This window comes from Caproiciproducens sp. LBM24188 (assembly GCF_054130445.1).
Genome location: NZ_CP196862.1, coordinates 2,880,687 through 2,901,394, shown reverse-complemented (window position 1 = coordinate 2,901,394; position 20,708 = coordinate 2,880,687). Strand labels below are relative to the sequence as shown.

Below are 20,708 nucleotides of genomic sequence, written 5' to 3'. Positions count from 1 at the left end.
ACATTGATTTTTAACAGAACATCCTGCAGCAGACAGAGCATAATTCTCTGTCCTAAGGATCAATGTGATGGGAGGAACGATGATGGCAACCGACTACTCTTACCTTCTGGCTGAATATCCGGAGAAGATAAGTCAAGACCAGCTTTACAGAATTTGCCGCATAAGCAAACGAAAAGCCACATGGCTTTTGGAGAACGGATATATCCCCTGCGAGGATACCGACAAAAAGACCCGCAGGTTTAAAATCCAAATAACCGACGTTATTGCATACCTTACTCGCTTGGAAGAATCTCCTGAAACTCTGCTGACACCACCGGGGATATTTTCAAGCGGAATAAAATATAAACCGAAGCGCCAAACGGCGAAGGCAATCAACTCCGAGAAGTTTATGGCAATGCTTAAGAACAAGTGGCACACCTTTCCGGATGCCCTCACGGTAAATGATGTCACAAAGCTAACGGGATACTGCCAAACCACAGTATCTGAATGGATCAAGGCAGAAAAGATAACGGGGGTATGGTATTATACCAAGTATTTAGTGCCAAAGGACAGCTTGATAAACTATATGGCAACAGAAGCTTGCCGCATCCATCAGAAGTCCAAAAAGCATATAGAGCTGCTGGAGCAGTATCGAAATCCCTAAATGCTCGGCGCATCCATTTACATGAAAACAGGGTGACTACTTTGCATAGTGTCACCCTGTTCTTGTATCGATTATAAAAATCTGATCCAGTCGCGTCTGCCGTACAGAATTCTTTCAACGTCAACCACCTTGTTCTTCTCGTCTATGGAAAAAAACACAACGTAATTTTTTACAATTAGTTTCCTGTATCCCATTTGAGATAGACGATCGTCTGAAACAAGCGGACAGCGCTGCGGCATATCGGACAGACTTAGCATTGCCTCTTCAAAAAGCTCCATCATACGAGTTGCCGATATGGGAGCTGACAGCTGAGAAGCAATATACCGAACAATGTCCCTAAGATCGTTTTCGGCTGGTTCAGATACATCTACCCTATATTTCGCCATCGGCGATGCCTCGCTTAATATCCTTCATGACATCTTGAAACGGACGCTTTTTACCCGCTTTAACGGCCGATCGTCCTTCGTCAAGCAGGTGATACAGTTCAAGCTTGCCGCTGAGTGCCTCATAGGTTTCAATGCTCATAACCGCCAAATCTCCCTGCCCGTTTTTTGTGATAAAAACAGGTTCACGGCTTTCATGACAGAAGGTGGATATCTCATTATAGTTATTCCGCAGGTCAGTGCTGGACTTTATATTTGGCATAGCGTTTACCTCCTTACACAATTCTAAAGATATTATACACGAATTTCTTTAGAATATCAATTGAATTTCGCTGACTGCAACTGGCATCGAAAATAAGACACCGGATGCCGGTTAAAATCTTAATGAGATCGTTTCCTATGAAGGGACGAATATGACTCATATGTAACTCTCGTTTAATCATAAACAAAACACCTCTTTATCTCTTTCCATAACAATACAACATCAAAGATATATCTTATAAAAATTGAACACATTGAACTTGTTGTTTCAAACAAAATCCCATTAAATTCAGTATCAATGTATAGAAGCAGAATAATCAGAGAATAATAAATGCCTAAGCACTGTCATAAAATAAGTTTTAAATTTGATTGACAATATGACAAATGCGGCATATACTATAAATATAGAAGGGAGGCATTATCATGAATAACTCTCTGGAGATCATCGGAGCAAGGATAAAATCTCTGCGCGAAAATAGCGGCCTTACACAAAGCAATGTGGCTAATTATCTTCATGTCGATCAAAGCCTTGTGTCTATGGTCGAGAAAGGCAAACGGGCACTGACGGCGGATATGCTGGATAAGCTTGCAGCCTTGTTTGGTACGCGGGTATCTGCACTCATGGAGCCGGAAATGAAGGTTAAACCGCTGTCCTTTGCGCTTCGTGCAAGCGAAATCGGAGAAGATGACTTGGACGCAATTAGCGCCATAAACAGGATTGCTTTAAATAGCCACTTTATGACACAATTGCTTGAGGGTGAGCGTGCCAATGGATAGAATAGAGTTATGGAAAAAAGCTCTCAGTTTACGGAAAGAGCTTGGAGAAGATGCGACTTCTCCGATCGATATATTGGCATTGGTTCATACAATCGATAAATTATCCATCGTATACTATCCGATGGGGAATCACATTAGCGGTATTTGTATTAAGGGAACCGGTAGCAATGTCATCGCCATTAATTCAGCCATGACCCTTGGAAGGCAGCGCTTTTCCATGGCTCATGAACTATATCACCTGTATTTTGATGATGACGAACTCACTGCGGTGTGTGCAAAAACAATCGGCGAGGGAAATGAAAAGGAAAAGCAAGCAGATCAGTTTGCATCGTACCTACTTATGCCCCCGGATGCCCTTTCGGATAAAATTGACCAGCTGAAAAAGTCGAGCTCCGCCAAGCTTTCCATTCATGATGTTGTGCGTTTGGAGCAATACTTTCGTGTTAGCCGCCAAGCTATCCTTTACCGGCTGCTCAGCGAAAATGAATTAACCCGTGAAGAAGCTGATTCAATGCGCCAAAACGTAATTTTATCTGCTCTTAATCTTGGCTACGATGATACACTCTATAGACCGACACCCGAAGATAAGCGATACAGGACATACGGCTACTATATTCAGCAGGCGGAAAAAGCTTTGGAACAAGGGCTGATATCCAGCGGCAAATATGATGAATTGCTGCTATCTGCTTTCCGTTCCGACCTCGTCTATGGGGAGGAAACCGAAGGGGGCGAATTGCTTGACTGATTCGCTCTTTTTTGATAGCGACTGTATCTCGGCTTTTTTGTGGGTTGGGAATGAAAATTTATTGGTTAAGTTATATCCCGGTAGGATCGTTATTCCTAAAACTGTTTATGATGAACTGTCCTATCATGGGATTGCGCACCTAAAGGCAAGAGTAGATGCACTCCTTTCGGTGGGACAAGCACAGGTAATATCCATTGATGTGGCTACGGAAGCCTATGATATATATTATCAGCTTACCGAAAAACCAAAAGCCGGGCATATGGTTATCGGCAAAGGAGAAGCCGCATCCATCGCATTAGCAAAACAGTATGACGGCATTGTAGCAAGTAATAATCTGAAGGATATTTCTTTATATATCGCTCAAATGGATCTTAAGCATCTAACAACTGGCGATATATTACTTGCGGCACTGGAAAGAGGATACATCACCGAAGCACAGGGAAATACTATTTGGACTAAAATGCTATCTAAACGAAGAAAACTGGGGGCGGCAAACTTTACTGCTTACATACAGGCAAAGCAAAAATAAAAACGCCTATCGCTCATTTCATAATTTATAACGCAAAATTAGAACTAAAGACTCCAATATTGCAAATTGGAGCCTTATTTATTGGCCGGGGAATCGAAGTGCAGAAATGCACTTCGATTCCCCGGCTTTTCTTTTTTGGAAGGGAGGAAAAATATGTTGGTACGCTATAAGAAAAACAAGAAACCTGCCTGTTATGATTCTGATGTCCTTGTAACAACAGGTCCGATACCGGCAGCTGAACAGCCTAAGGGACCATTTAAAAGCTGCGGAAACTGCCCCTACCCCTCTCATGGTTTTATCTGCTACAGTTCCGAGGGAGATTGCCTTAGAACCGATATGCAGAAAATAAACAAAAAACCCAATGCAAAACAAAAGCCCATATGAAGGAGGAACAAATATGAGATATGACAGTGAATTTCTGAGATTGCTCAAGGAGAAGTATCCGCCCGGTACACGAATCCGTCTCACAAAAATGAACGATCCCTATGCCCCCGTACCACCCGGTACAGAAGGTACGGTGGATTTTATTGACGATGCGTGCGGAATTCACATGCAATGGGACAACGGGCGCTCCCTTGCCCTCATTCCTGGGGAGGACTCGTTCTCAAAAATATCTCCTCCGCTCCAGACTCTCAAGCTATATATGCCGCTTACCGTTAAGAAATACGAGCGCAACGAATGGGGCGATTGGGAGGATTATCCCTCGGAGCTGGATCAAGATACTATCCTCTCCTATCACGATTCTATCCTTGCAGCCATTGTGAAAGAGCGAAGGCCGGAAGAAACGGAACGAGGACTCATGAAATACTATCCTAAAAATGACAGCGTCAATCAGAAGGTTCATTCCTTCTTTTTCACAGTGGAACAGATTGGCGCCAAGCTGATGGGTGTGGCCGAATGCCGCATACAAGGGAGCTTGAGTGAGGCAGAGCTTGAGCAGCTTAAGGATTATGTTTCCGGTCAGGCATCGGACGGCTTTGGTGAAGGCTTTGAGCAGCATCCCTTAAAAACAGGCAATGGCGAAATCTATGTCAGCCTATGGAGCAGTGATAAAGACTGGAGCATCATGACGCCGGATGAGTTGGCGCAAAGCCAGCAGATGGGAGGAATGCAGCTTGGATAATATCTTGACCGTTCTGACCGGAGATGAATAGCAGAATTTCTTTTGGTATTTGGTATAGCTTTCCTATGAAAAGTGTGGCATTGTGTTGTAATTGAAGGAGGTGGACAGAATGGAGTTATGGAAAGAGTCCTTACAAACTGCATTGGACGAACGTCTTGACGCAGCGTTTGCGGAATTGGCAGAATCCAACCCTGCTGTCAGGGAGGCTGTCAAACAGCAGCGGGATGCATCGGTGCTGGTAAAGGATCATCCGAAATACGATAACGAATTGAAACAGATAGTGGACTCATATTTTGAAGCTATGCAGCTTTTGCTCGGTGAATACAGCCGACATCTGTACTAAAGACTGTGTGGCGGTTTTGAGAGAGCTTGGCGTAATCAAGTAGCGCAGGCAATGATGCCTGTGCTTTTTTAGATTCAAAATCAAAACAGGGCCGTTTCCCCAAACAGGAGGCGGCCCTGTTTTTTATCATTTGTCCTGCCTTTCTTTCCGGGGAAGCGGTCGGAAAGGAGGTAAACATGTTGAAAAAACAGCTTGCGGAATATCTGCACCGCTATCATCACGGTGCGGAAAATGCCGTCACCAGCAAAGAACTGGAACACACCTTTTGTGTTTCCGGTAAGGAACTGCGCGACATTGTCAACAGCCTGCGTCGCGAAGGCATCCCTATCGCCAGCGATCAAAGCGGATATTTTTACGCAAGAACCGAAGCGGAAGTCCGGCTGACCATCCGTCATATGAGAAGCCGCGTCAGCGGAATCAGAGCTGCCATCGGAGGGCTCAGGCATTCCCTCACGGCATTTGACGATACGCAGATACGCCTGCCGCTGGAGGGAGGTGATGATTTCTGAACAGCTTTATGTCATGGATCGGCGGCAAGAAATCCCTGCGTGAGCTGATCGTCACACTGTTTCCCCTCTACTACGAAAGATACATTGAAGTGTTCGGCGGAGGCGGCTGGATACTGTTTCACAAGCCGCCCGGTAACGACTTTGAGGTGTATAACGATTTCAACGGACTGCTGGTCAACCTGTACCGCTGTGTGCGGGAAAAGCCGGAGGAACTTATAGACGCACTGCGTTATGTCCTCAATGCCCGCGCAGACTTTGACCTGTTAAAAATACCCTCGCCCGTGACAGTCCTGCTTCCGATGTACAGAAGGCAGCCTGGTTTTACCAGCTTATCCGCTACAGCTACGCATCGGGACTTACCAGCTATGGCAGTCAGCCCCATGATATGTGGTCCAATTTTCCACTGATTGAACAGGCTCACAGACGGCTTGCCAAAGTGGTGATCGAAAACAAGGATTTCGAGAAGTTGATTGGGCAATACGACCGCCCCGTCAGCTTTTTCTACTGTGACCCGCCGTACTTTGAAACCGAGGGCTACTACAAAAACGTGGGTGAGGACGGCTTTACAGAAAAAGATCACATCCGCCTGCGGGATGCTCTGCTGCGAATTGAGGGCAAATTCCTGCTGTCCTACAATGACTGCGATTTTATCCGCAATTTGTATGATGCGCCGGGTATCCAAATTGATTCCTATACCCGCATCAATAACATCAAGCAGCGGTATGACAATGGGGCGCAGTTCCCCGAAATCCTCATTGCCAATTACGATATGGGGGAACGGACGAGGGAGGCCCCGGCGCAACTCAATTTATTTGACAACGGCGGGATTGAGCTCTGACCGAAAAACCAAAAAGGAACACCGTCCCTATCGGGGCAAATATTTAAAGGAGGACAGACCCCATGAAAAACAATCAGAAGAAAAATGAGCAGACCCTGCAAATCCCCATAGATGTTCAGCAGCGTTGCAGCTTTGCCGATGCGGAAACCCTTGTGGTGACAGCCGCCGAATGCGTATGCGTCATCCACAAGGGTGAAATGACGGCGCTGGAGCTTATTCGCGTTATTGCCGCACTCAGCGAGCTGGCAAGCGATATGACGGTTCACCTTGCCGGAGCTTGCGGTCTCTGCAACAACTGCGAGGATGAAAATCCGGAAGCAAGTGAAAAAGGCGGCTGCAATCACAACCCCGCTGAATGGGTAGCAGACTGCTCCCTTTGCCGTGATCTGCTGGACGAAAACCAGGACATCCGCATTCCAGACTATCTGCTGGAGGAAGCGGGTATCCCCAAGGGTACCCGGTTAGAAGGCTATACCGATGAGGACAGCGGCGAATTTACAGTCGTAAAGGCAGATATCCAGCAAGATATTCGCGATGTACCGGCCTGCATTCTTTCGGTGCTGGCGCAAAACGGTATCTGCCTTGCAGCATTGGATGAATTGATCATGCAGGAAAGCATCATCTATGGCAAATAACCTGCCCTCATTCTTTAAGACATTATCTGGGAGGTGGGAAGATGTTAGGGATTACCCGCATTTGAGCAGGCTTGCAGGCGGCATAGCGCAAAAGGTACGATAATTCATTCCGACCGCGGCTCCCAGTATACCAGCCGTAAATTCCGTGAAACCCTTCGGGAATATGGAGCGTCGCAAAGCATGTCCGGCACCGGCAGATGCTATGACAACGCGAGGATGGAAAGCTTTTTCGCGACATTGAAGAAGGAAAAGCTGTACAAAATCAAGACCGAGCTGCTGCCGATGGAAACCGTCAAGAGCATTATTTTCCGTTGGATATTCGCCTATTATAACCGGAAAAGGGTTTATACCGGCAACGAGGGAGGATATCCGCCCTGCGTTAAAAGGCAAATGTATTACGCCTCAAGGCAGGCGGCATAAAACCGTCCGCAAATCTTGACTGCGCAATTAAAAGCGCTCGCAAAGCATTGCCGACGGCGAAGGGGAACTCAGAAATATCGCGCTCTGCACAGCTGCCGGACAAAAAATTATAGCACTTTTAATCGCTAACGCAGTCAAGATCAAGCCGCCGTCCCGGCGGTTGCTGCCTTAATTGCCTCCGGCTCGGAGAATCTTGAAATATCGATTGTGATATCAATTTTAAATTTCCACCAATTTATTGAGTCAATGAAAATTGTAGCAGACCAAAGGCATAACACAAATAATCAGGCTGAAATAAATGCAAATTCGCATATATTTCAGCCTGATAACATTGATGCGGGTGACAGAACTTGAACCACTCCATGCAGTGATTGGAAAGTAGAAAGCAAAATAATGGGCTTCTTTTGTTTTTTAAAACCCGTCAAAAGGCAACTGATTACCGAGGCTACGTAAACGAGTTACACACTTGTGAAAAATACGGAGGGGACTTCCATATGTAATGAGAATTTTTGAGAATGAAAGACTCGCTTCAATTCTTCCTGATTAAAGAAATGTAACAGCAGATTCAAGTGACAGAATGCGCTATCATTTTTCTCAAAAGTGGATGAAAACTTATTTAGATAAATTAATCGTATTTTGACACTCAGCCTGCATATCTTTCAGTGCCTGTGCCGGCGTTACGGTGCCCGCTGCGGCAGCATTTAAATGTTTTGCGACAATATCCTGAAGTTCAGCATATTGCGAAACAACTGGAGGAGTTACAAGATAATCAAGGCTTTTAAAAACAGCTTGACGATTTGCCGGAGGTGTTTTGGATGTATATTGTGCAATAATGGATTTGTCATTGATGGGTGGCAATTCCCATCCTGCATCTAAGCGTATCTGAGTAGCCTCTTTGCTTGATGAAATAAAGACAATAAATTTTGCAGCCTCATTGGCCACCTTACTGTCTTTCTTAATAGCATAACCGTTCGAAAAAAAGTGTGTGGCTTTTTGTTTATGGCCCGGTTCTACGGCAACATCCCAATTAAACTTACAATCTCGTACAAAATCCGGGAAGGCCCAACAGCCGGTAACAATCATACCCAGTCGTCCGGATTTGAAAAGATCCCAATCAGCGTTAGGCACGCGCTCAAGTTGTGTAGGAGTAGGCATTACGTTACTTTTGTTCTGCATATCTATCATATACTGCAAAGCTTCCACATTAGCCGGAGTATCCATTGTGAACGATTTTCCGTCAGCGCTGATCAAGCTCCCGCCGTTTTGTTTGGAAACTTTGTAAAATTCGTTGTAGGAAAGCGGATGATAATAGCCATAAATATCTTTCCCAAGCGCGCGTATTTTTTTTGCGGCATTCATGGCATCTTCCCATGTCCAATCATCGGTTGGATAGGCTACTTTCGCTTTGTCAAACAAATCCTTATTATAGATCAGCAACACGGTGGAAAAGCTGTCCGGAACGCCGTATTGTTTACCGTCAGCGTTGAATGCTTTCAGGGCTGTCTGGTTATATGCGGAAGTATCAATGCCCTGTGACTTAATGATGTCGTCAAGCGGCATCAAAGCGCCTTTTTTCGCATAGGGAACAAAATTTTCATAATTCAGTTCAAACACATCCGCAGCCTTTCCGCCTGCCACCTTGGTTGTCAGTTGGGTGAAATAGTCATTATAGCCATAGGACTGCATTTTGATGGTGACATTCGGATGTATCTTTTTGTAGGCGTCAATCATTTTTTGCAGATACTTTTCATTGTCACCAGATCCGGAAAATTGGTCAAATGTAATGAGAACCGGTTTGGTGGATGCGGAATCTGCGCTGTTTGGTGCGGTACCTGACTGCGCCGTCGTATTGGAAGCGGGCGTGGTAGAGCAAGCACTAACAGTAAGCATCATGATCAAAATAAGGCTCACAATGGATAATCGTTTTTTCATGGTAATTCCTCCCAATCTTATTTATGTTAATTTTTAGGTGCCTTAATTTGCAATATATAATAATTGAAAGGGGCGGCAATCGCTGTTTGCGCTTTCAAAAAGGTTACACATGCTTTGCCGGCGGTGTAACCTTTTTATATTGCCTCCTTCTCCGCAGGGCTGTTCAAAAACTTTACGGAACCACGTTCTACGATGTTCACCGGCATGATTTCCTCTTGCTTGGTAAGTTTTGGATTTTGAATACTGTTAAACAGCAACTCCATAGCCCGCTCACCCTTACGGGATATATCTTGATGTACGGTGGTTAACCCAGGCGTCAAATACTTTGTAATTTGCAGATCATCGAAACCTATAATAGAAATATCGTCTGGTACATGAATCCCATGTTCATAAAATGCTTTCATTGCACTAATTGCGAGAATATCAGCTGTCGCTACCACAGCCGTAGCTTTTATATTCGACTTGCATAATGCTTCCGCAAGCTTAACACCATCTTCATAGTCGATTTTTCCTTCAAATACATTTCGGTCGCTAAAGGTAAGCCCATACTCCTCTAACGCCTCACGATAACCTTGCAAGCGCTGCTTCATAACACCGTTTTCTTTTATCTCACCGCAAAAAAATGCAATATTGCGGTGACCATGGTCAATCATATATTTTGTAGCGAGATAACTGCCATAGGCATCGTCAATACGAATACTGTGGTAATAATGGTCATTGCAGTAACTATCGACCAACACAATTGGAATTTGGGACTTCTTCATTTCCTGATAAAAACTGTTAGGATATATCCCAATTACGATGATACCATCAAGATTGCGTTCTTTGGCAAGCGTCAAATAGTTTTCGTTGGTATCTGACGCTGAAATCAAGACATGATAGCCCTGCAATCGCGCACGGTACTCGATACTGCCTAAAATTTCACTATAAAAATTATTCTCAAACATCAGACGGTCGCCTTTTTCCGTCTGTGGTACTACCACACCAATCAGTTTCGAATCACCGGCAATCAGGCTGCGAGCGGATAAATCAGGCACATAGTCAAGTTCGGAGATTACACTCCAAACACGTTGTTTTGTGTCCTCGGAAATGGATTTTTTATTGTTAAGTACATAGGATACTGTCGCGGGAGAGACCCCCGCTTTTCGGGCCACTTCTTTAATTGTTACTTTTTTTTTCATAAATTCATTCGCTCCGTTTAATCGATTAAACATTTAATAATTCTATAATAGTCGCTAAAACAGGCAAAGTCAAGTAATTTATTATAAAAAAATTCAACACACGTAAAAACTATTGACATATTATTATTTTAGAGATATATTTTATGTGCAATCCATTTGAAACGATTAAACAAATAAGAAAGGATTCGATCTGATGCATGAAAGGAATATGACCGTCGGGAATCAAATGGTTTCTCTACCACAGATTCAGGGAACAACAGCCGGAATACAGGATTTGACCTTTTTACACATGGGATACAAGGGCTTGATTGATATTCGAGGGGATGAAAACGAGCCACTTATCCATCCTTTTTTACAGATAGGCAATACGCAAATTCCATTTACGTCCCTTGTGTGGAACCGGTTGGGAAATTGGATTCCATGTTTTACTTTCCAGACAAAGGGGTTGACTTTACGCGGAATTATTCTCACGCCCGTGGAAGAGCGCGGCTTTTTAGTAAGGCTTGAAATTACCAATTGTTCGTCAGAATCAGTAAATTTTACATATGGTTTATGCGGGCGATGGGCGTCAAGCTGGCACTGCGTTAATGAGGACAAAATGCTTAGCGGAGAAAAACATTGTTATCAAAGCAAGTGGAATAATGGCATTGTATTTGATATGCGTTGTGGAACGCCAATGTTTGCTTTTGCGCCTATGGCGGATAAAAAGTGCAGATTAACCTTTGAAACAACGAAAGACATCGTCGATTACCGTTTGGCTCGATCGGAATCACTAGCGCCGGGGCAAAATTGTTCATTGACAGTATATTGGGGACTCGGCTTTGAGGAAGTGGCCGCTGTAACCAGCGCGAAAGAAATGTTGCGTCAGGGCTATGATTACGAATTAAGCCGGACTCTAAACTGGCTTGATGAACGCGCATTGAAGTTTAAAGACGAAAAACTTACCAGACTATACAACATAAACTTGTTTTTTTGTATTTTCTTTTCTACAGGCATTACGTTAGATACAGAAGAATTGGTGCTTGTCACTAGCCGTAGCCCACGCTATTACGTAAGTGCGGCCTATTGGGATCGCGACAGCCTATTGTGGAGTTTTCCCGCAATTTTGGACGCCGACCACAACCTGGCGCACGACATGCTATTATATGTTTTTGGCCGCCAGCGAAAAAATTTTGGGATCCATTCACGATACATAGACGGCACTATGCTGGAACCCGGCTTTGAACTCGATGAGCTGATGGCACCAGTACTTGCGCTCGAACGGTATGTGGATTCGACAGGCGACAGGAACATATTGAACGAACCCGATGTAAGAGATGGAGTCAGTAGAATTCTAAATTGTCTGAAAAAGCACCGGCATACAGCCGTGGCTTTGTACAATACGTTTCTGCAACCTACGGATGACGAACATGTCTATCCATATCTCACATATGACAATGTTTTGGTTTGGAAAGGATTACGCGCGTTAGCACACTTGTATTCCGATTATAGCAAGTTGGAACAAACTGCTCAGGAAATCAAATCGGCAATTGAGATGTACTGTGTCAAAGAGGAAAATGGAAAACGCTTTTATGCGTGGTCGGTAGATCTAAACGGTAATTATGACATCTATGATGAACCGCCAGGCAGTTTGCAACTTCTTCCTTATATCGGATTCTGTTCGGCAAACGATGAAGTTTATCGGAATACCATCAACATGATACGCTCTCCCCAATATCCGTATAGCTTTTCTGAAAGCCGGTTTGCGGAAATAGGATGTCCTCATGCACCACACCCGTGGATTCTCAGCGTCGCGAACAGTCTTCTATGTGGACGTGTAGCACACTGCGCGAAATTTCTGCACGATGTCAAAATGGACGATTTGATAGCTTGTGAGAGTGTGGATGAAAATACCGGCGAATGCACTACTGGCGCAGCTTTTGCAACATGTGCGGGATTTTTATGCCATGCGATGAAGGAAAGTAAGGAAGGATTGGATCAGATCTATGAGGAATAATGTGAAACTTGATAAATGGTGCATATCAGCGGAAAGCAAAGGCTGGACCGATGATTTTCTGGAAAGCGTTTTTTTTACCGGAAACGGCCGCATGGGTGCACGCGGCTATCTTACCTTTGAACCTTATGCGAGGCCGGAGAAAACCGGACTGTTTATTGCGGGAATATTTGGTGAATTGAAATTAGGGATTACTGATTTTGTGAATTTGCCTACACCGCTTTACGCATGGGTAAACATAGATGGCCACAGAATATGCGAGGATGATGTGTATGTCTATCGTACGCTCAATTTACATAATGGACTGTTTACGGCGGAATACATGCTCAATTGTGCCGGAAAATCTCTTCAAATACGCGAAGAACGTTTTTTTTCGCTATCCAATACAGGATTACTGGTACAGAGGATCACATTGACGCCAGGTGAAAAAATGGATTTGGAACTTTTCTGCGGAGTTCATACTGATTGCCGCAACCTTCCAGTTCCAGATGATCAGACGCAAGAAAACACGCAAACCGTACAGTTAACTGAAGTAAGACAAAAGAGTTTTTCTAATAATGGCTTTTTGTTACATTTGCTTACCAAAGGTACCGAAATTAAAATCAGCGAAAACATTACATATCATTTGGAGAATCTACGGTGTCGCAGTACTTTTGAAAATGATAAAGGTACAGGATTCGTTTTTGCCGGATCGGGATCCGCAAAAGTACCTTTTGTGATAGAGCAATGCGTATTTTTACCTACCAGTCGTGACAAAGACCCTCGTATACATGAAGTAGGCTCAGATTGGAATTTTGATACGCTTTTACAGGAGAGTGAATCGGCATGGTCGCAGCGCTGGCAATCAGCAAATATTGAAATTGAGGGTGATAAACAAGCAGATGCCGCTTTGCGTTATGTGGTCTTTGAATTGATTGCCAACAATTCAGCAAAAGACTCTTCGGTAAGTATCGGCGCCCGCGGCCTGACCCATACCCGATACAAGGGATGCTATTTTTGGGATACCGATATATTTATGATGCCGTTCTACCTTTATACGGCTCCGGAAGCGGCACGAAATCTAATGCAGTACCGCACAGATGCATTGCCACAGGCAAAAAAGCACGCTCAAGAGATGAACTGCCTTGGAGCACGTTACCCTTGGATGGCCTCTTATGATGGAAGCGAACAATGCGAAAGTTGGGATATTGGCGCTTCGGAACTTCATGTGACGGCAGATGTCGTACATGCGCTCAACCAATATGTGCAGGCGACAGGCGATGAGAAATTTTATCTACATGAAGCGGCAAAGGTATATATTGAGACGGCGCGATTCTGGCAGAGTCGTTATTCGCCGGAACTCGGAACCAGAAAAGTCAACTTGCTGTTCTGTAAAGGGCCAGATGAGTACTGCGGCATCACCAGCAACAATCTGTATACCAATGTGCTGGTAAAAGAAAATTTGAAACTTGCCCAGGATGCGGCGGATTATCTGTACCAATATGACAGACCTGCCTATCTTCGCCTTGGAATCACGGCGGAAGAAGTAAAATGTTGGAACACGCTGGAACATTCCATCAAGTTACCCAAAGACCCGATTTCAGGACATTGGCGGCAGGACGACACTTTCCATCTGCTGGAGCCAATTCGGCTTTCCGATTTAAAGCAAGGGGATACAGCCACTTACAACCGTGTTTGCTATGATCGCCTACAACGATACCGGGTCATTAAGCAGGCCGATGTGTTGCTGTTGATGACCCGTCTGCCAAACATGTTTACATCTGAAGAAAAGCTGGCCGCGTGGAAGGACTTTGAACCGTTGTGCCTCCATGACTCAACTCTAAGCTTTGCCTCGCACGCGCTGTTTGCGGCGCAGAACGGCCTTATGGACGCAGCACAGTCTTACTTCAGGAAAGCCGCTTTTCTGGATCTTCGTAATGTAATGGGAAATACAGGGACAGAGGGGCTGCATCTTGCCTGCCTTGGGGAAACTTGGCAAGCGGCGGTCATTGGATTTGGCGGTTTGTCTTTTCAAAACGGGGTTCCCGAATTAAAGCCTCACTTACCTTCAGACTGGAAAAATATGAAGTTTCGCTTTTTTTACCGTGGTAAGCAGTATGAAGCTAATCTTAGTCAAGATAACAGTTCGCTTCGGGAAGTTCAGTACAATAAAGAAAGTACTACATAATTCAAAAGACTTAGGAGAATTGATATGAAGCATTCGCATACATCAGGATTTCGCGTGGCACTGCCGTTTCTGCTTCCTAGCCTCGTAGGATTTTTGGGTTTCAGCGTTCTACCGGTAATCGCCACTTTGTTTATCAGCTTGACAAACTGGGATGGTCTAAGCCAGTTGACATTAGCAAGTGATTTTCAGGGTTTCATGAAACAATATTTTGTTGGTTTGCAAAATTATAAGGAAATTTTCAGTAACACTGAGCTTTATCAGGTGTTGTCAAACACTCTAAAGTTTGTGGTACTTTATATTCCGCTCATGCTTCTGGTATCACTCTGCGTCGCCGGTATTTTGAACAGCAAAGCACATGGGGTAGGCTTTTTCCGTGTGGTCTATTATATTCCCGTGATTACTTCATGGGTGGCTGGTTCTTTAATTTGGAAATGGGTACTGAACCCACAATACGGTATTTTAAATTCAATGTTGTCATTCTTGGGTATAAACGGCCCTCAATGGTTACAAAGTCCTCATTGGGCCATGCCGGCGATTGTATTGGCTTCCATATGGAAAGACATGGGCTATTTTGGCTTAATGCTATTATCTGGCCTACAGGGAATTAATCACGAATATTACGAAGCGGCAGCAATTGATGGCGCCAATAATGTTATACGATTTTTTAAAATTACATTACCGCTTTTAACGCCAACAATTTTCTTTGTGCTAATTATTAGCCTAATTAATTCTTTTCAGATTTTCCCTCAAGTCATGATTATGACGCCGGACGGTGGACCGGGCGGTTCTACGATGGTTATGGTAGAACGTATTTACAAGCATGGTTTTACATATTACGAAATGGGTATCGCGTCCGCCTTAAGCTGGATCTTGTTTGTTATCGTTATGGTTTTGACTTTCGTACAAATGAAATTACAAAACAAGTGGGTGAACTATGATGATTAATTCAACAAGTAAAAAACGGATAGTCTTTAGAATATTTTATTATATATTTGCATCATTGATTGCTGTTATGGTATGCATCCCATTCTTTTGGATGATCGTGACTTCGTTAAAAAGCAGAGGAGCTTTGATGCTTTTGCCAGTGGAATGGATCCCTCAAAATCCCACACTTGATGCATACTATAAATTATTTACGATTCCAAATTTCGGGACTTCCATCATAAACAGCTTTTATATCGCGATAGTTTGTACTGCGTTTCGATTGCTATGCGCAGCCATGGCGGCTTTTGCTCTGACAAAAATCAAGTTTCATGGAAGAGGAGTTATTTTTGGTCTGTATATCACCGCCTTGATGATTCCTGCGCAAACCACGTTTATTCCGTTATTTATTGTAATGAATAAACTGAATCTATTGAATAACCTCAATGCGTTTTTGTTTTTACAACTGTTTAACGCATTTGCGATTTTCATGTTGCGACAAAAGATGTTGACCATCAACGATGCTTATATTGAAGCGGCAACGATTGACGGTGCGAGTATGTGGCGCGTATTTTTTCAGATCATTCTTCCCTTTTGTTCCGGTACCCTGGCCGTACTAACAATTTTGTCATTTATGGATTTATGGAATGATTATTTACTGCCTCTGGTTCTCCTCACTGACCGTACAAAATATACACTACCTCTTATTTTAAATTCCATGCAGGGTCAGTACAGTAACCAGTTTAATCTGATGATGGCGGGAAGCCTTATTTCGATCATTCCGATTTTAATCGTGTATATCTGCGCGCAAAAATACTTTAAGGAAGGATTGACGGTCGGCGGTGTAAAAGGCTGACCTGGAAAACCTGCAATGGAAAGAATCACATTTTCTAAACAAAAGACCTTTCTGTCTTTTCCATTCTGTGACCACAGTGCTCAACTCCAGTGGAGTGCAGAAAACGAAATGGGTATTCTAGTCATTTCTCTCCCATATGATGCCGCCTACGGAATGGGAGAAAAATACAATTTTCTCAATCAAAAAGGTCGCCATGTGGTTAACTGTGTAGAAGAGCAGTTTTGCCACCAAGAAGATAAAACATACTGTTCCGCTCCGTTTTTCTTGACAAACACAGGATTTGGCCTATATATCGAAACAGATTGTAAAACAATATTCGATTTTGGTGAGGAAATTGTAATTTCCATGCCCACCAACGCTTCTGTCATACTTTTCTCTGGTATGCCGGAAACGATTATTTCAGAGTATATGTCTCTCTTCGGTACTGCCAAACTACCGCCAAAATGGGCTTTTGGGCCTTGGATTTCCGCCAATCACTGGGATACGCAGAAAAAAGTGGAAAAACAGATTGCAGAACTTGACCGTCATCATTTTCCTACCACTGTACTGGTATTGGAAGCTTGGAGCGACGAATCTACTTTTTATATTTTTAATGGCGCAAAATATACTCCTGTCAGCGGAAACAAAGCGTTCAGTTATTTTGATTTTGATTTTTCTGACAGCCCATGGCCTGATCCCCGCAGCATGATTGAGAATCTTCATAACAGGGGGATCCATCTGATCCTATGGCAAATTCCGGTCTATAAAAAGCAGGGCCTGGATGAACCGCTCAATACGCAAAACGAGAACGACCGTGCCTTTGCTGTGGAAAATCGGTTATGTGTGCAAACAGACAAAGGACTGCCTTATGAGATTCCCGAAGGCCACTGGTTCTCGGGCTCTATGATTCCCGACTTTACAAATCCGGAAACAAGGCGCATTTGGTTTTCAAAGCGCCAGTATCTGCTTGATATCGGTGTGGATGGATTTAAAACAGATGGCGGCGAATTTATATACCGCACCGATTTAAATTTCAAAGATGGGTCCACCGGCGAACAAATGAAAAACCGGTATTCTCAAAGTTATACAAGCGCATATACAGAATTCATCGGGGAAGATCATGTGCTGTTTAGCCGTGCTGGGTATGCGGGACAGCATACCACTCCTATACTTTGGGCAGGCGACCAGCAAAGCGAAAACAATGAACTGAAAAGTGTTTTGCGCGCAGGGCTGTCCGCAGCCATGACGGGGATCCCATTTTGGGGATTCGACATTGCAGGCTTTTCAGGCCCCCTACCCACACTTGACCTTTACCGCCGTGCTACACAGCTCGCCTGTTTCTGCCCGGTGATGCAGTGGCATTCCGAACCGGATGGTGGACAATTTCGAGACCTGATGCCAACGGAATCTGGTAATAATAATGAGCGCAGCCCATGGAATTTGGCAGATGTACACAGAACACCGGATTTTATCAATGAAATGCGGTTTTGGTATAACTTACGGATGAACCTGCTGCCATACCTATATAGCACGGCACTTGACTGTGTCCAGCAGTACCGCCCTATGATTCGTCCGTTGGCCTATGCTTTTCCCAATGAACAGACAGCGTTGAGTATTGATGATGAATTTCTTCTGGGAAAAAGCCTTTTAATAGCCCCCATATTGGAAGAAAACGCACGATGTCGCTCTGTTTATTTGCCGAACGGTGTATGGTATAACCTATTTACGGGTGAAAAAAAATTAGGAGGGCAAGTAGTTGAGTCTATCTGTACTCTGCACTCGTTTCCGGTCTATTTACGAGCAGGACATGGCATTGCATTGAATCTGGATGATTCACAAAAGTTGGGAAGCAGCATCGGGAATGGAGTAGATTCTTATCACCATTTGAATTTTCTCCTTGCGGGCGATACCGGTTCTTATCATTTTCATGACAATCTTGGCAATGATTTTACACTAACATGGAACGAAACAGGCTGGAAAAAATCCGGGTGCAGCATTTGCCCATTTACCGTTCGGATAATTCATTAACAGTTCTTGGAATGTTCATTGCAACTGCATCCGATTTGAATAGAAAACTTATCAGATCGCGAATACGGTACAAATCCGTAGTCGCATTTCAGAAGTGGTGGGGTAACTTGAACTATCAGGGTATTATTTTTGACTTGGACGGTGTCATTTGCCATACGGACGCTTATCACTATTTTGCTTGGAAAAAGCTTGCGGATCGTCTTGGCATTTATTTTGACAAACAGATCAATAACCGTCTACGTGGGATAAGCCGCATGGAAAGTCTGGATATCATACTGGAAAACAGCAAAAATATTTATACCGATGCTGAAAAATACGAATTAGCAGAGGAAAAGAATGAATATTACCGTCAGTTACTGGTGCAGATGTCACCTGCTGACCTTTCTGCCGATGTAAAGAACACGCTGGACGTTCTACGGAAAGTTGGCTGTAAACTTGCAATCGGTTCGTCTAGTAAAAACGCCAGGTACATATTAGAACGAATTGGCCTCGGTTATTACTTTGACGCCGTTGTAGACGGTAATGAAATTCAACATTCGAAGCCGAATCCGGAAGTTTTTCTACTTGCGGCACAACGATTAGGAATTGTTCCAAGCTCCTGCCTTGTGGTGGAAGACGCAGTGGCAGGAATTGATGCGGCGGTGCGCGGCGGTTTTGATGCTGCTGGCCTGGGCGATGCACTGGTATCCCCATTCGCCAAATATCACCTGATTCAATTTGATGTATTAATTGATATAATTACCGGAAATAGTAAATAAGTTAGCAAGACAGTACAAACGCCTTCCAATAATTTATGAATTGTAACAGGCCTTGCAAAGGAACCAGAGTTTGGTTATTACCCCTGACTTGTAAGGAATTGTTCGTTTATATACAGTTAATCACGGAAAAATTGGAGGTGTAATATTATTCCAACTGTTATACGAACGAATTTTTATTTTTGATTAGGAGCATTCCTGTAAGGAATAAAAATGAACTTTGAAAAAGAAGATGCCAACCTGTAGAATTTGATATGTGAGTTGCGTGACGGTAACCACAATCAAAAAATACAGGAGGCATCTAATATGAAGCGTACACAAAACGAGAAGATTTTGCAAATCAAATTTGAAACCCTTATCGTCGGAATAGACGTAGGAAAGGAAGCACACTATGCCAGAGCTTTTGATTTCAGAGGATTAGAACTAGCAAAGCTCCTCAGGTTCAGTAACACCAGACAAGGTTATGAGTCTCTTGAAAACTGGATGCAGGAAATTATGAGGGAGCATGGAAAAACCGAGGCGATTGTAGGTTTTGAGCCTACAGGGCACTACTGGTTCACGCTGGGGGATCACCTGCAAAGACAAGGCCATCGGCTCGGGATAGTGAATCCGTTTCACGTAAAGTGTACAAAAGAGTTGGATGATAACAGCCCAACCAAGAATGATCGGAAGGATCCGAAAACCATAGCCATGCTGGTGAAGGACGGGAGATTTCGGGAGGTATACATACCGGAAGATTTGTTCCAGGAACTCAGGGAAGCAGTAGCTGAGAGGGAACGGCTGTTGGAGCAGCTGACCATATTAAGTAATCAGGTATTACGCTGGCTGGACATCCGCTTTCCGGAATTCAGTGAAGTGTTCAAGGATTGGAACAGAGACGCTGCCTGGCTGACATTGAGACATCATTCGACACCCCAAAAAGTGGTAACAGCCGGGGTGGCAGGTCTAATGAAGACCTGGCGGCAGGAGATGAAACGGCCAAGCTTGAAAAGGGCTGAAAGATTGGTAAAGGCAGCTTCGGAGTCTATCGGCAGGACCGCTGGCTCAGAGGCGGCAGAAGCAGCATTGCAAAATATTTTGACACAATATGAGTTGATCGACCGGCAGAAGCAAGAAACTGAAATGCTTATGCAGGAGCTGTTGTTAAGGGTGCCAAATGCATCAAAACTTTTGGACATAAAAGGAATCGGGATGGTGACGGCGGCAGTCATCGTCAGCGAGATCGGAGACATCCACCGATTCCATGATCCTCGACAGATACAGAAAATGGCGGGCTTGAGCCTGAGAGAGAACAGTTCTGGTAAGCACAAGGGGAAAACCACTATCAGTAAGAGAGGAAGGAAGCGACTCCGTGAAGGGTTGTTCCGAGCGATCATTACCATGTTGGCAACGAATCAGGAATTCCGGGCGATCCACAGGAGGAACCTGACGCGGGAAAACAACCCGTTGACCAAGATGGAATCGGTCATAGCCCTGTGCGGGAAGTTAATTCGAGTTATATTTGCAATACTTACAAAAGGTAACGATTATGACGCAAAGAAAATGATGAACGATATGAACCGGTCGATGAAGGCGGCATAAGCCTCCTGAGACAAGCAAGGCAGCGGTATTTGAGGAAACTTGCCGGCCGCAGCAAGTGGAATCAGGTACAACGATTACAGCAATAGTGGGCACCAAATTGCACTTTGAA

Annotated in this window: 20 protein-coding genes and 2 pseudogenes; 18 read left to right on the top strand and 4 right to left on the bottom strand. The window is 44.1% G+C overall.

Annotated elements, in window-relative coordinates:
- Positions 1-82 precede the first annotated feature (82 nt).
- On the top strand, positions 83-643 hold the full coding sequence (locus ACSVDI_RS13690) for a helix-turn-helix domain-containing protein (RefSeq protein WP_020072908.1): 561 nt from the start codon (positions 83-85) through the stop codon (positions 641-643).
- Positions 644-714: 71 nt separating this feature from the next.
- Here the strand turns inward: ACSVDI_RS13690 and ACSVDI_RS13685 are convergent, their stop codons facing one another.
- Both ACSVDI_RS13685 and ACSVDI_RS13680 read right to left on the bottom strand, forming a co-directional pair.
- Positions 715-1,029, bottom strand: coding sequence for a type II toxin-antitoxin system RelE/ParE family toxin (locus ACSVDI_RS13685; protein WP_066644868.1), 315 nt, complete (start codon positions 1,027-1,029; stop codon positions 715-717).
- A complete protein-coding gene (locus ACSVDI_RS13680) occupies positions 1,016-1,288 on the bottom strand; it encodes a type II toxin-antitoxin system Phd/YefM family antitoxin (protein WP_020072906.1) in 273 nt (90 codons plus the stop codon). Before ACSVDI_RS13680 ends, ACSVDI_RS13685 begins: the two co-directional genes overlap by 14 nt.
- Positions 1,289-1,710: 422 nt before the next feature.
- On the opposite strand from ACSVDI_RS13680, the gene ACSVDI_RS13675 reads away from it, so the two are divergent.
- From ACSVDI_RS13675 to ACSVDI_RS13630, 10 genes and pseudogenes are all read left to right on the top strand, one after another.
- Positions 1,711-2,064: a helix-turn-helix domain-containing protein gene (locus ACSVDI_RS13675; RefSeq protein WP_457943657.1), complete on the top strand. Its 354-nt coding sequence runs from the start codon at positions 1,711-1,713 to the stop codon at positions 2,062-2,064.
- Positions 2,057-2,809, top strand: a complete 753-nt coding sequence (locus ACSVDI_RS13670) for an ImmA/IrrE family metallo-endopeptidase (RefSeq protein ID WP_457943656.1) — start codon at positions 2,057-2,059, stop codon at positions 2,807-2,809. The genes ACSVDI_RS13675 and ACSVDI_RS13670 overlap by 8 nt, the downstream gene beginning before the upstream one ends.
- A complete protein-coding gene (locus tag ACSVDI_RS13665) occupies positions 2,802-3,338 on the top strand; it encodes a hypothetical protein (RefSeq protein WP_457943654.1) in 537 nt (178 codons plus the stop codon). The genes ACSVDI_RS13670 and ACSVDI_RS13665 overlap by 8 nt, the downstream gene beginning before the upstream one ends.
- Before the next feature lie 153 nt (positions 3,339-3,491).
- Complete coding sequence (locus tag ACSVDI_RS13660) at positions 3,492-3,722, top strand: hypothetical protein (RefSeq protein ID WP_066644873.1); 231 nt, start codon at positions 3,492-3,494, stop codon at positions 3,720-3,722.
- 13 nt (positions 3,723-3,735) lie between these two features.
- A complete protein-coding gene (locus tag ACSVDI_RS13655; protein WP_020072902.1) occupies positions 3,736-4,461 on the top strand; it encodes a DUF4314 domain-containing protein in 726 nt (241 codons plus the stop codon).
- Positions 4,462-4,570: 109 nt separating this feature from the next.
- On the top strand, positions 4,571-4,804 hold the full coding sequence (locus ACSVDI_RS13650) for a hypothetical protein (RefSeq protein ID WP_457943652.1): 234 nt from the start codon (positions 4,571-4,573) through the stop codon (positions 4,802-4,804).
- A gap of 176 nt (positions 4,805-4,980) precedes the next feature.
- Positions 4,981-5,313: a hypothetical protein gene (locus ACSVDI_RS13645; RefSeq protein WP_020072900.1), complete on the top strand. Its 333-nt coding sequence runs from the start codon at positions 4,981-4,983 to the stop codon at positions 5,311-5,313.
- 8 nt (positions 5,314-5,321) lie between these two features.
- Positions 5,322-6,151, top strand: a pseudogene (locus tag ACSVDI_RS13640) (DNA adenine methylase).
- 62 nt (positions 6,152-6,213) lie between these two features.
- On the top strand, positions 6,214-6,786 hold the full coding sequence (locus tag ACSVDI_RS13635) for a hypothetical protein (protein ID WP_020072898.1): 573 nt from the start codon (positions 6,214-6,216) through the stop codon (positions 6,784-6,786).
- A 75-nt stretch (positions 6,787-6,861) separates the two neighbouring features.
- Positions 6,862-7,206: pseudogene (locus ACSVDI_RS13630) on the top strand (transposase); the annotation flags it as partial.
- Positions 7,207-7,818: 612 nt separating this feature from the next.
- Here the strand turns inward: ACSVDI_RS13630 and ACSVDI_RS13625 are convergent.
- Positions 7,819-9,138 carry an ABC transporter substrate-binding protein gene (locus tag ACSVDI_RS13625; protein WP_457943650.1) on the bottom strand — a complete coding sequence of 440 codons (1,320 nt, stop codon included), beginning with the start codon at positions 9,136-9,138 and terminating at the stop codon, positions 7,819-7,821.
- A gap of 134 nt (positions 9,139-9,272) precedes the next feature.
- Positions 9,273-10,319 (bottom strand): LacI family DNA-binding transcriptional regulator, encoded by a 1,047-nt coding sequence (locus tag ACSVDI_RS13620; RefSeq protein WP_135659530.1) that lies wholly within the window; start codon positions 10,317-10,319, stop codon positions 9,273-9,275.
- Between the two features lie 193 nt (positions 10,320-10,512).
- On the opposite strand from ACSVDI_RS13620, the gene ACSVDI_RS13615 reads away from it, so the two are divergent.
- From ACSVDI_RS13615 to ACSVDI_RS13585, 7 genes are all read left to right on the top strand, one after another.
- Positions 10,513-12,315, top strand: a complete 1,803-nt coding sequence (locus ACSVDI_RS13615; protein ID WP_457943648.1) for a glycoside hydrolase family 125 protein — start codon at positions 10,513-10,515, stop codon at positions 12,313-12,315.
- A gap of 1 nt (position 12,316) precedes the next feature.
- Positions 12,317-14,479, top strand: a complete 2,163-nt coding sequence (locus tag ACSVDI_RS13610; protein ID WP_457943646.1) for a glycosyl hydrolase family 65 protein — start codon at positions 12,317-12,319, stop codon at positions 14,477-14,479.
- Positions 14,480-14,503: 24 nt separating this feature from the next.
- Complete coding sequence (locus ACSVDI_RS13605) at positions 14,504-15,424, top strand: carbohydrate ABC transporter permease (protein ID WP_457943644.1); 921 nt, start codon at positions 14,504-14,506, stop codon at positions 15,422-15,424.
- Entirely contained in the window at positions 15,414-16,256 is an 843-nt protein-coding gene (locus ACSVDI_RS13600; protein WP_457943643.1) for a carbohydrate ABC transporter permease, read from the top strand. Before ACSVDI_RS13605 ends, ACSVDI_RS13600 begins: the two co-directional genes overlap by 11 nt.
- Before the next feature lie 15 nt (positions 16,257-16,271).
- Entirely contained in the window at positions 16,272-18,263 is a 1,992-nt protein-coding gene (locus ACSVDI_RS13595; protein WP_457943642.1) for a glycoside hydrolase family 31 protein, read from the top strand.
- A 107-nt stretch (positions 18,264-18,370) separates the two neighbouring features.
- Positions 18,371-19,021, top strand: coding sequence for a beta-phosphoglucomutase (gene pgmB, locus ACSVDI_RS13590; protein ID WP_457943640.1), 651 nt, complete (start codon positions 18,371-18,373; stop codon positions 19,019-19,021).
- A 303-nt stretch (positions 19,022-19,324) separates the two neighbouring features.
- Positions 19,325-20,599, top strand: a complete 1,275-nt coding sequence (locus ACSVDI_RS13585) for an IS110 family RNA-guided transposase (protein WP_457942479.1) — start codon at positions 19,325-19,327, stop codon at positions 20,597-20,599.
- The last annotated feature ends 109 nt before the right edge of the window (positions 20,600-20,708 follow it).

What these genes read in the sequence shown, in the direction of transcription:
- ACSVDI_RS13690 (WP_020072908.1), top strand. Translation starts at nt 83, where the DNA reads ATGGCAACCGACTACTCTTACCTTCTGGCTGAATATCCGGAGAAGATA.
- ACSVDI_RS13685 (WP_066644868.1), bottom strand. Translation starts at nt 1,029, where the DNA reads ATGGCGAAATATAGGGTAGATGTATCTGAACCAGCCGAAAACGATCTT.
- ACSVDI_RS13680 (WP_020072906.1), bottom strand. Translation starts at nt 1,288, where the DNA reads ATGCCAAATATAAAGTCCAGCACTGACCTGCGGAATAACTATAATGAG.
- ACSVDI_RS13675 (WP_457943657.1), top strand. Translation starts at nt 1,711, where the DNA reads ATGAATAACTCTCTGGAGATCATCGGAGCAAGGATAAAATCTCTGCGC.
- ACSVDI_RS13670 (WP_457943656.1), top strand. Translation starts at nt 2,057, where the DNA reads ATGGATAGAATAGAGTTATGGAAAAAAGCTCTCAGTTTACGGAAAGAG.
- ACSVDI_RS13660 (WP_066644873.1), top strand. Translation starts at nt 3,492, where the DNA reads ATGTTGGTACGCTATAAGAAAAACAAGAAACCTGCCTGTTATGATTCT.
- ACSVDI_RS13655 (WP_020072902.1), top strand. Translation starts at nt 3,736, where the DNA reads ATGAGATATGACAGTGAATTTCTGAGATTGCTCAAGGAGAAGTATCCG.
- ACSVDI_RS13650 (WP_457943652.1), top strand. Translation starts at nt 4,571, where the DNA reads ATGGAGTTATGGAAAGAGTCCTTACAAACTGCATTGGACGAACGTCTT.
- ACSVDI_RS13645 (WP_020072900.1), top strand. Translation starts at nt 4,981, where the DNA reads ATGTTGAAAAAACAGCTTGCGGAATATCTGCACCGCTATCATCACGGT.
- ACSVDI_RS13635 (WP_020072898.1), top strand. Translation starts at nt 6,214, where the DNA reads ATGAAAAACAATCAGAAGAAAAATGAGCAGACCCTGCAAATCCCCATA.
- ACSVDI_RS13625 (WP_457943650.1), bottom strand. Translation starts at nt 9,138, where the DNA reads ATGAAAAAACGATTATCCATTGTGAGCCTTATTTTGATCATGATGCTT.
- ACSVDI_RS13620 (WP_135659530.1), bottom strand. Translation starts at nt 10,319, where the DNA reads ATGAAAAAAAAAGTAACAATTAAAGAAGTGGCCCGAAAAGCGGGGGTC.
- ACSVDI_RS13615 (WP_457943648.1), top strand. Translation starts at nt 10,513, where the DNA reads ATGCATGAAAGGAATATGACCGTCGGGAATCAAATGGTTTCTCTACCA.
- ACSVDI_RS13605 (WP_457943644.1), top strand. Translation starts at nt 14,504, where the DNA reads ATGAAGCATTCGCATACATCAGGATTTCGCGTGGCACTGCCGTTTCTG.
- ACSVDI_RS13600 (WP_457943643.1), top strand. Translation starts at nt 15,414, where the DNA reads ATGATGATTAATTCAACAAGTAAAAAACGGATAGTCTTTAGAATATTT.
- ACSVDI_RS13595 (WP_457943642.1), top strand. Translation starts at nt 16,272, where the DNA reads ATGGAAAGAATCACATTTTCTAAACAAAAGACCTTTCTGTCTTTTCCA.
- ACSVDI_RS13585 (WP_457942479.1), top strand. Translation starts at nt 19,325, where the DNA reads ATGAAGCGTACACAAAACGAGAAGATTTTGCAAATCAAATTTGAAACC.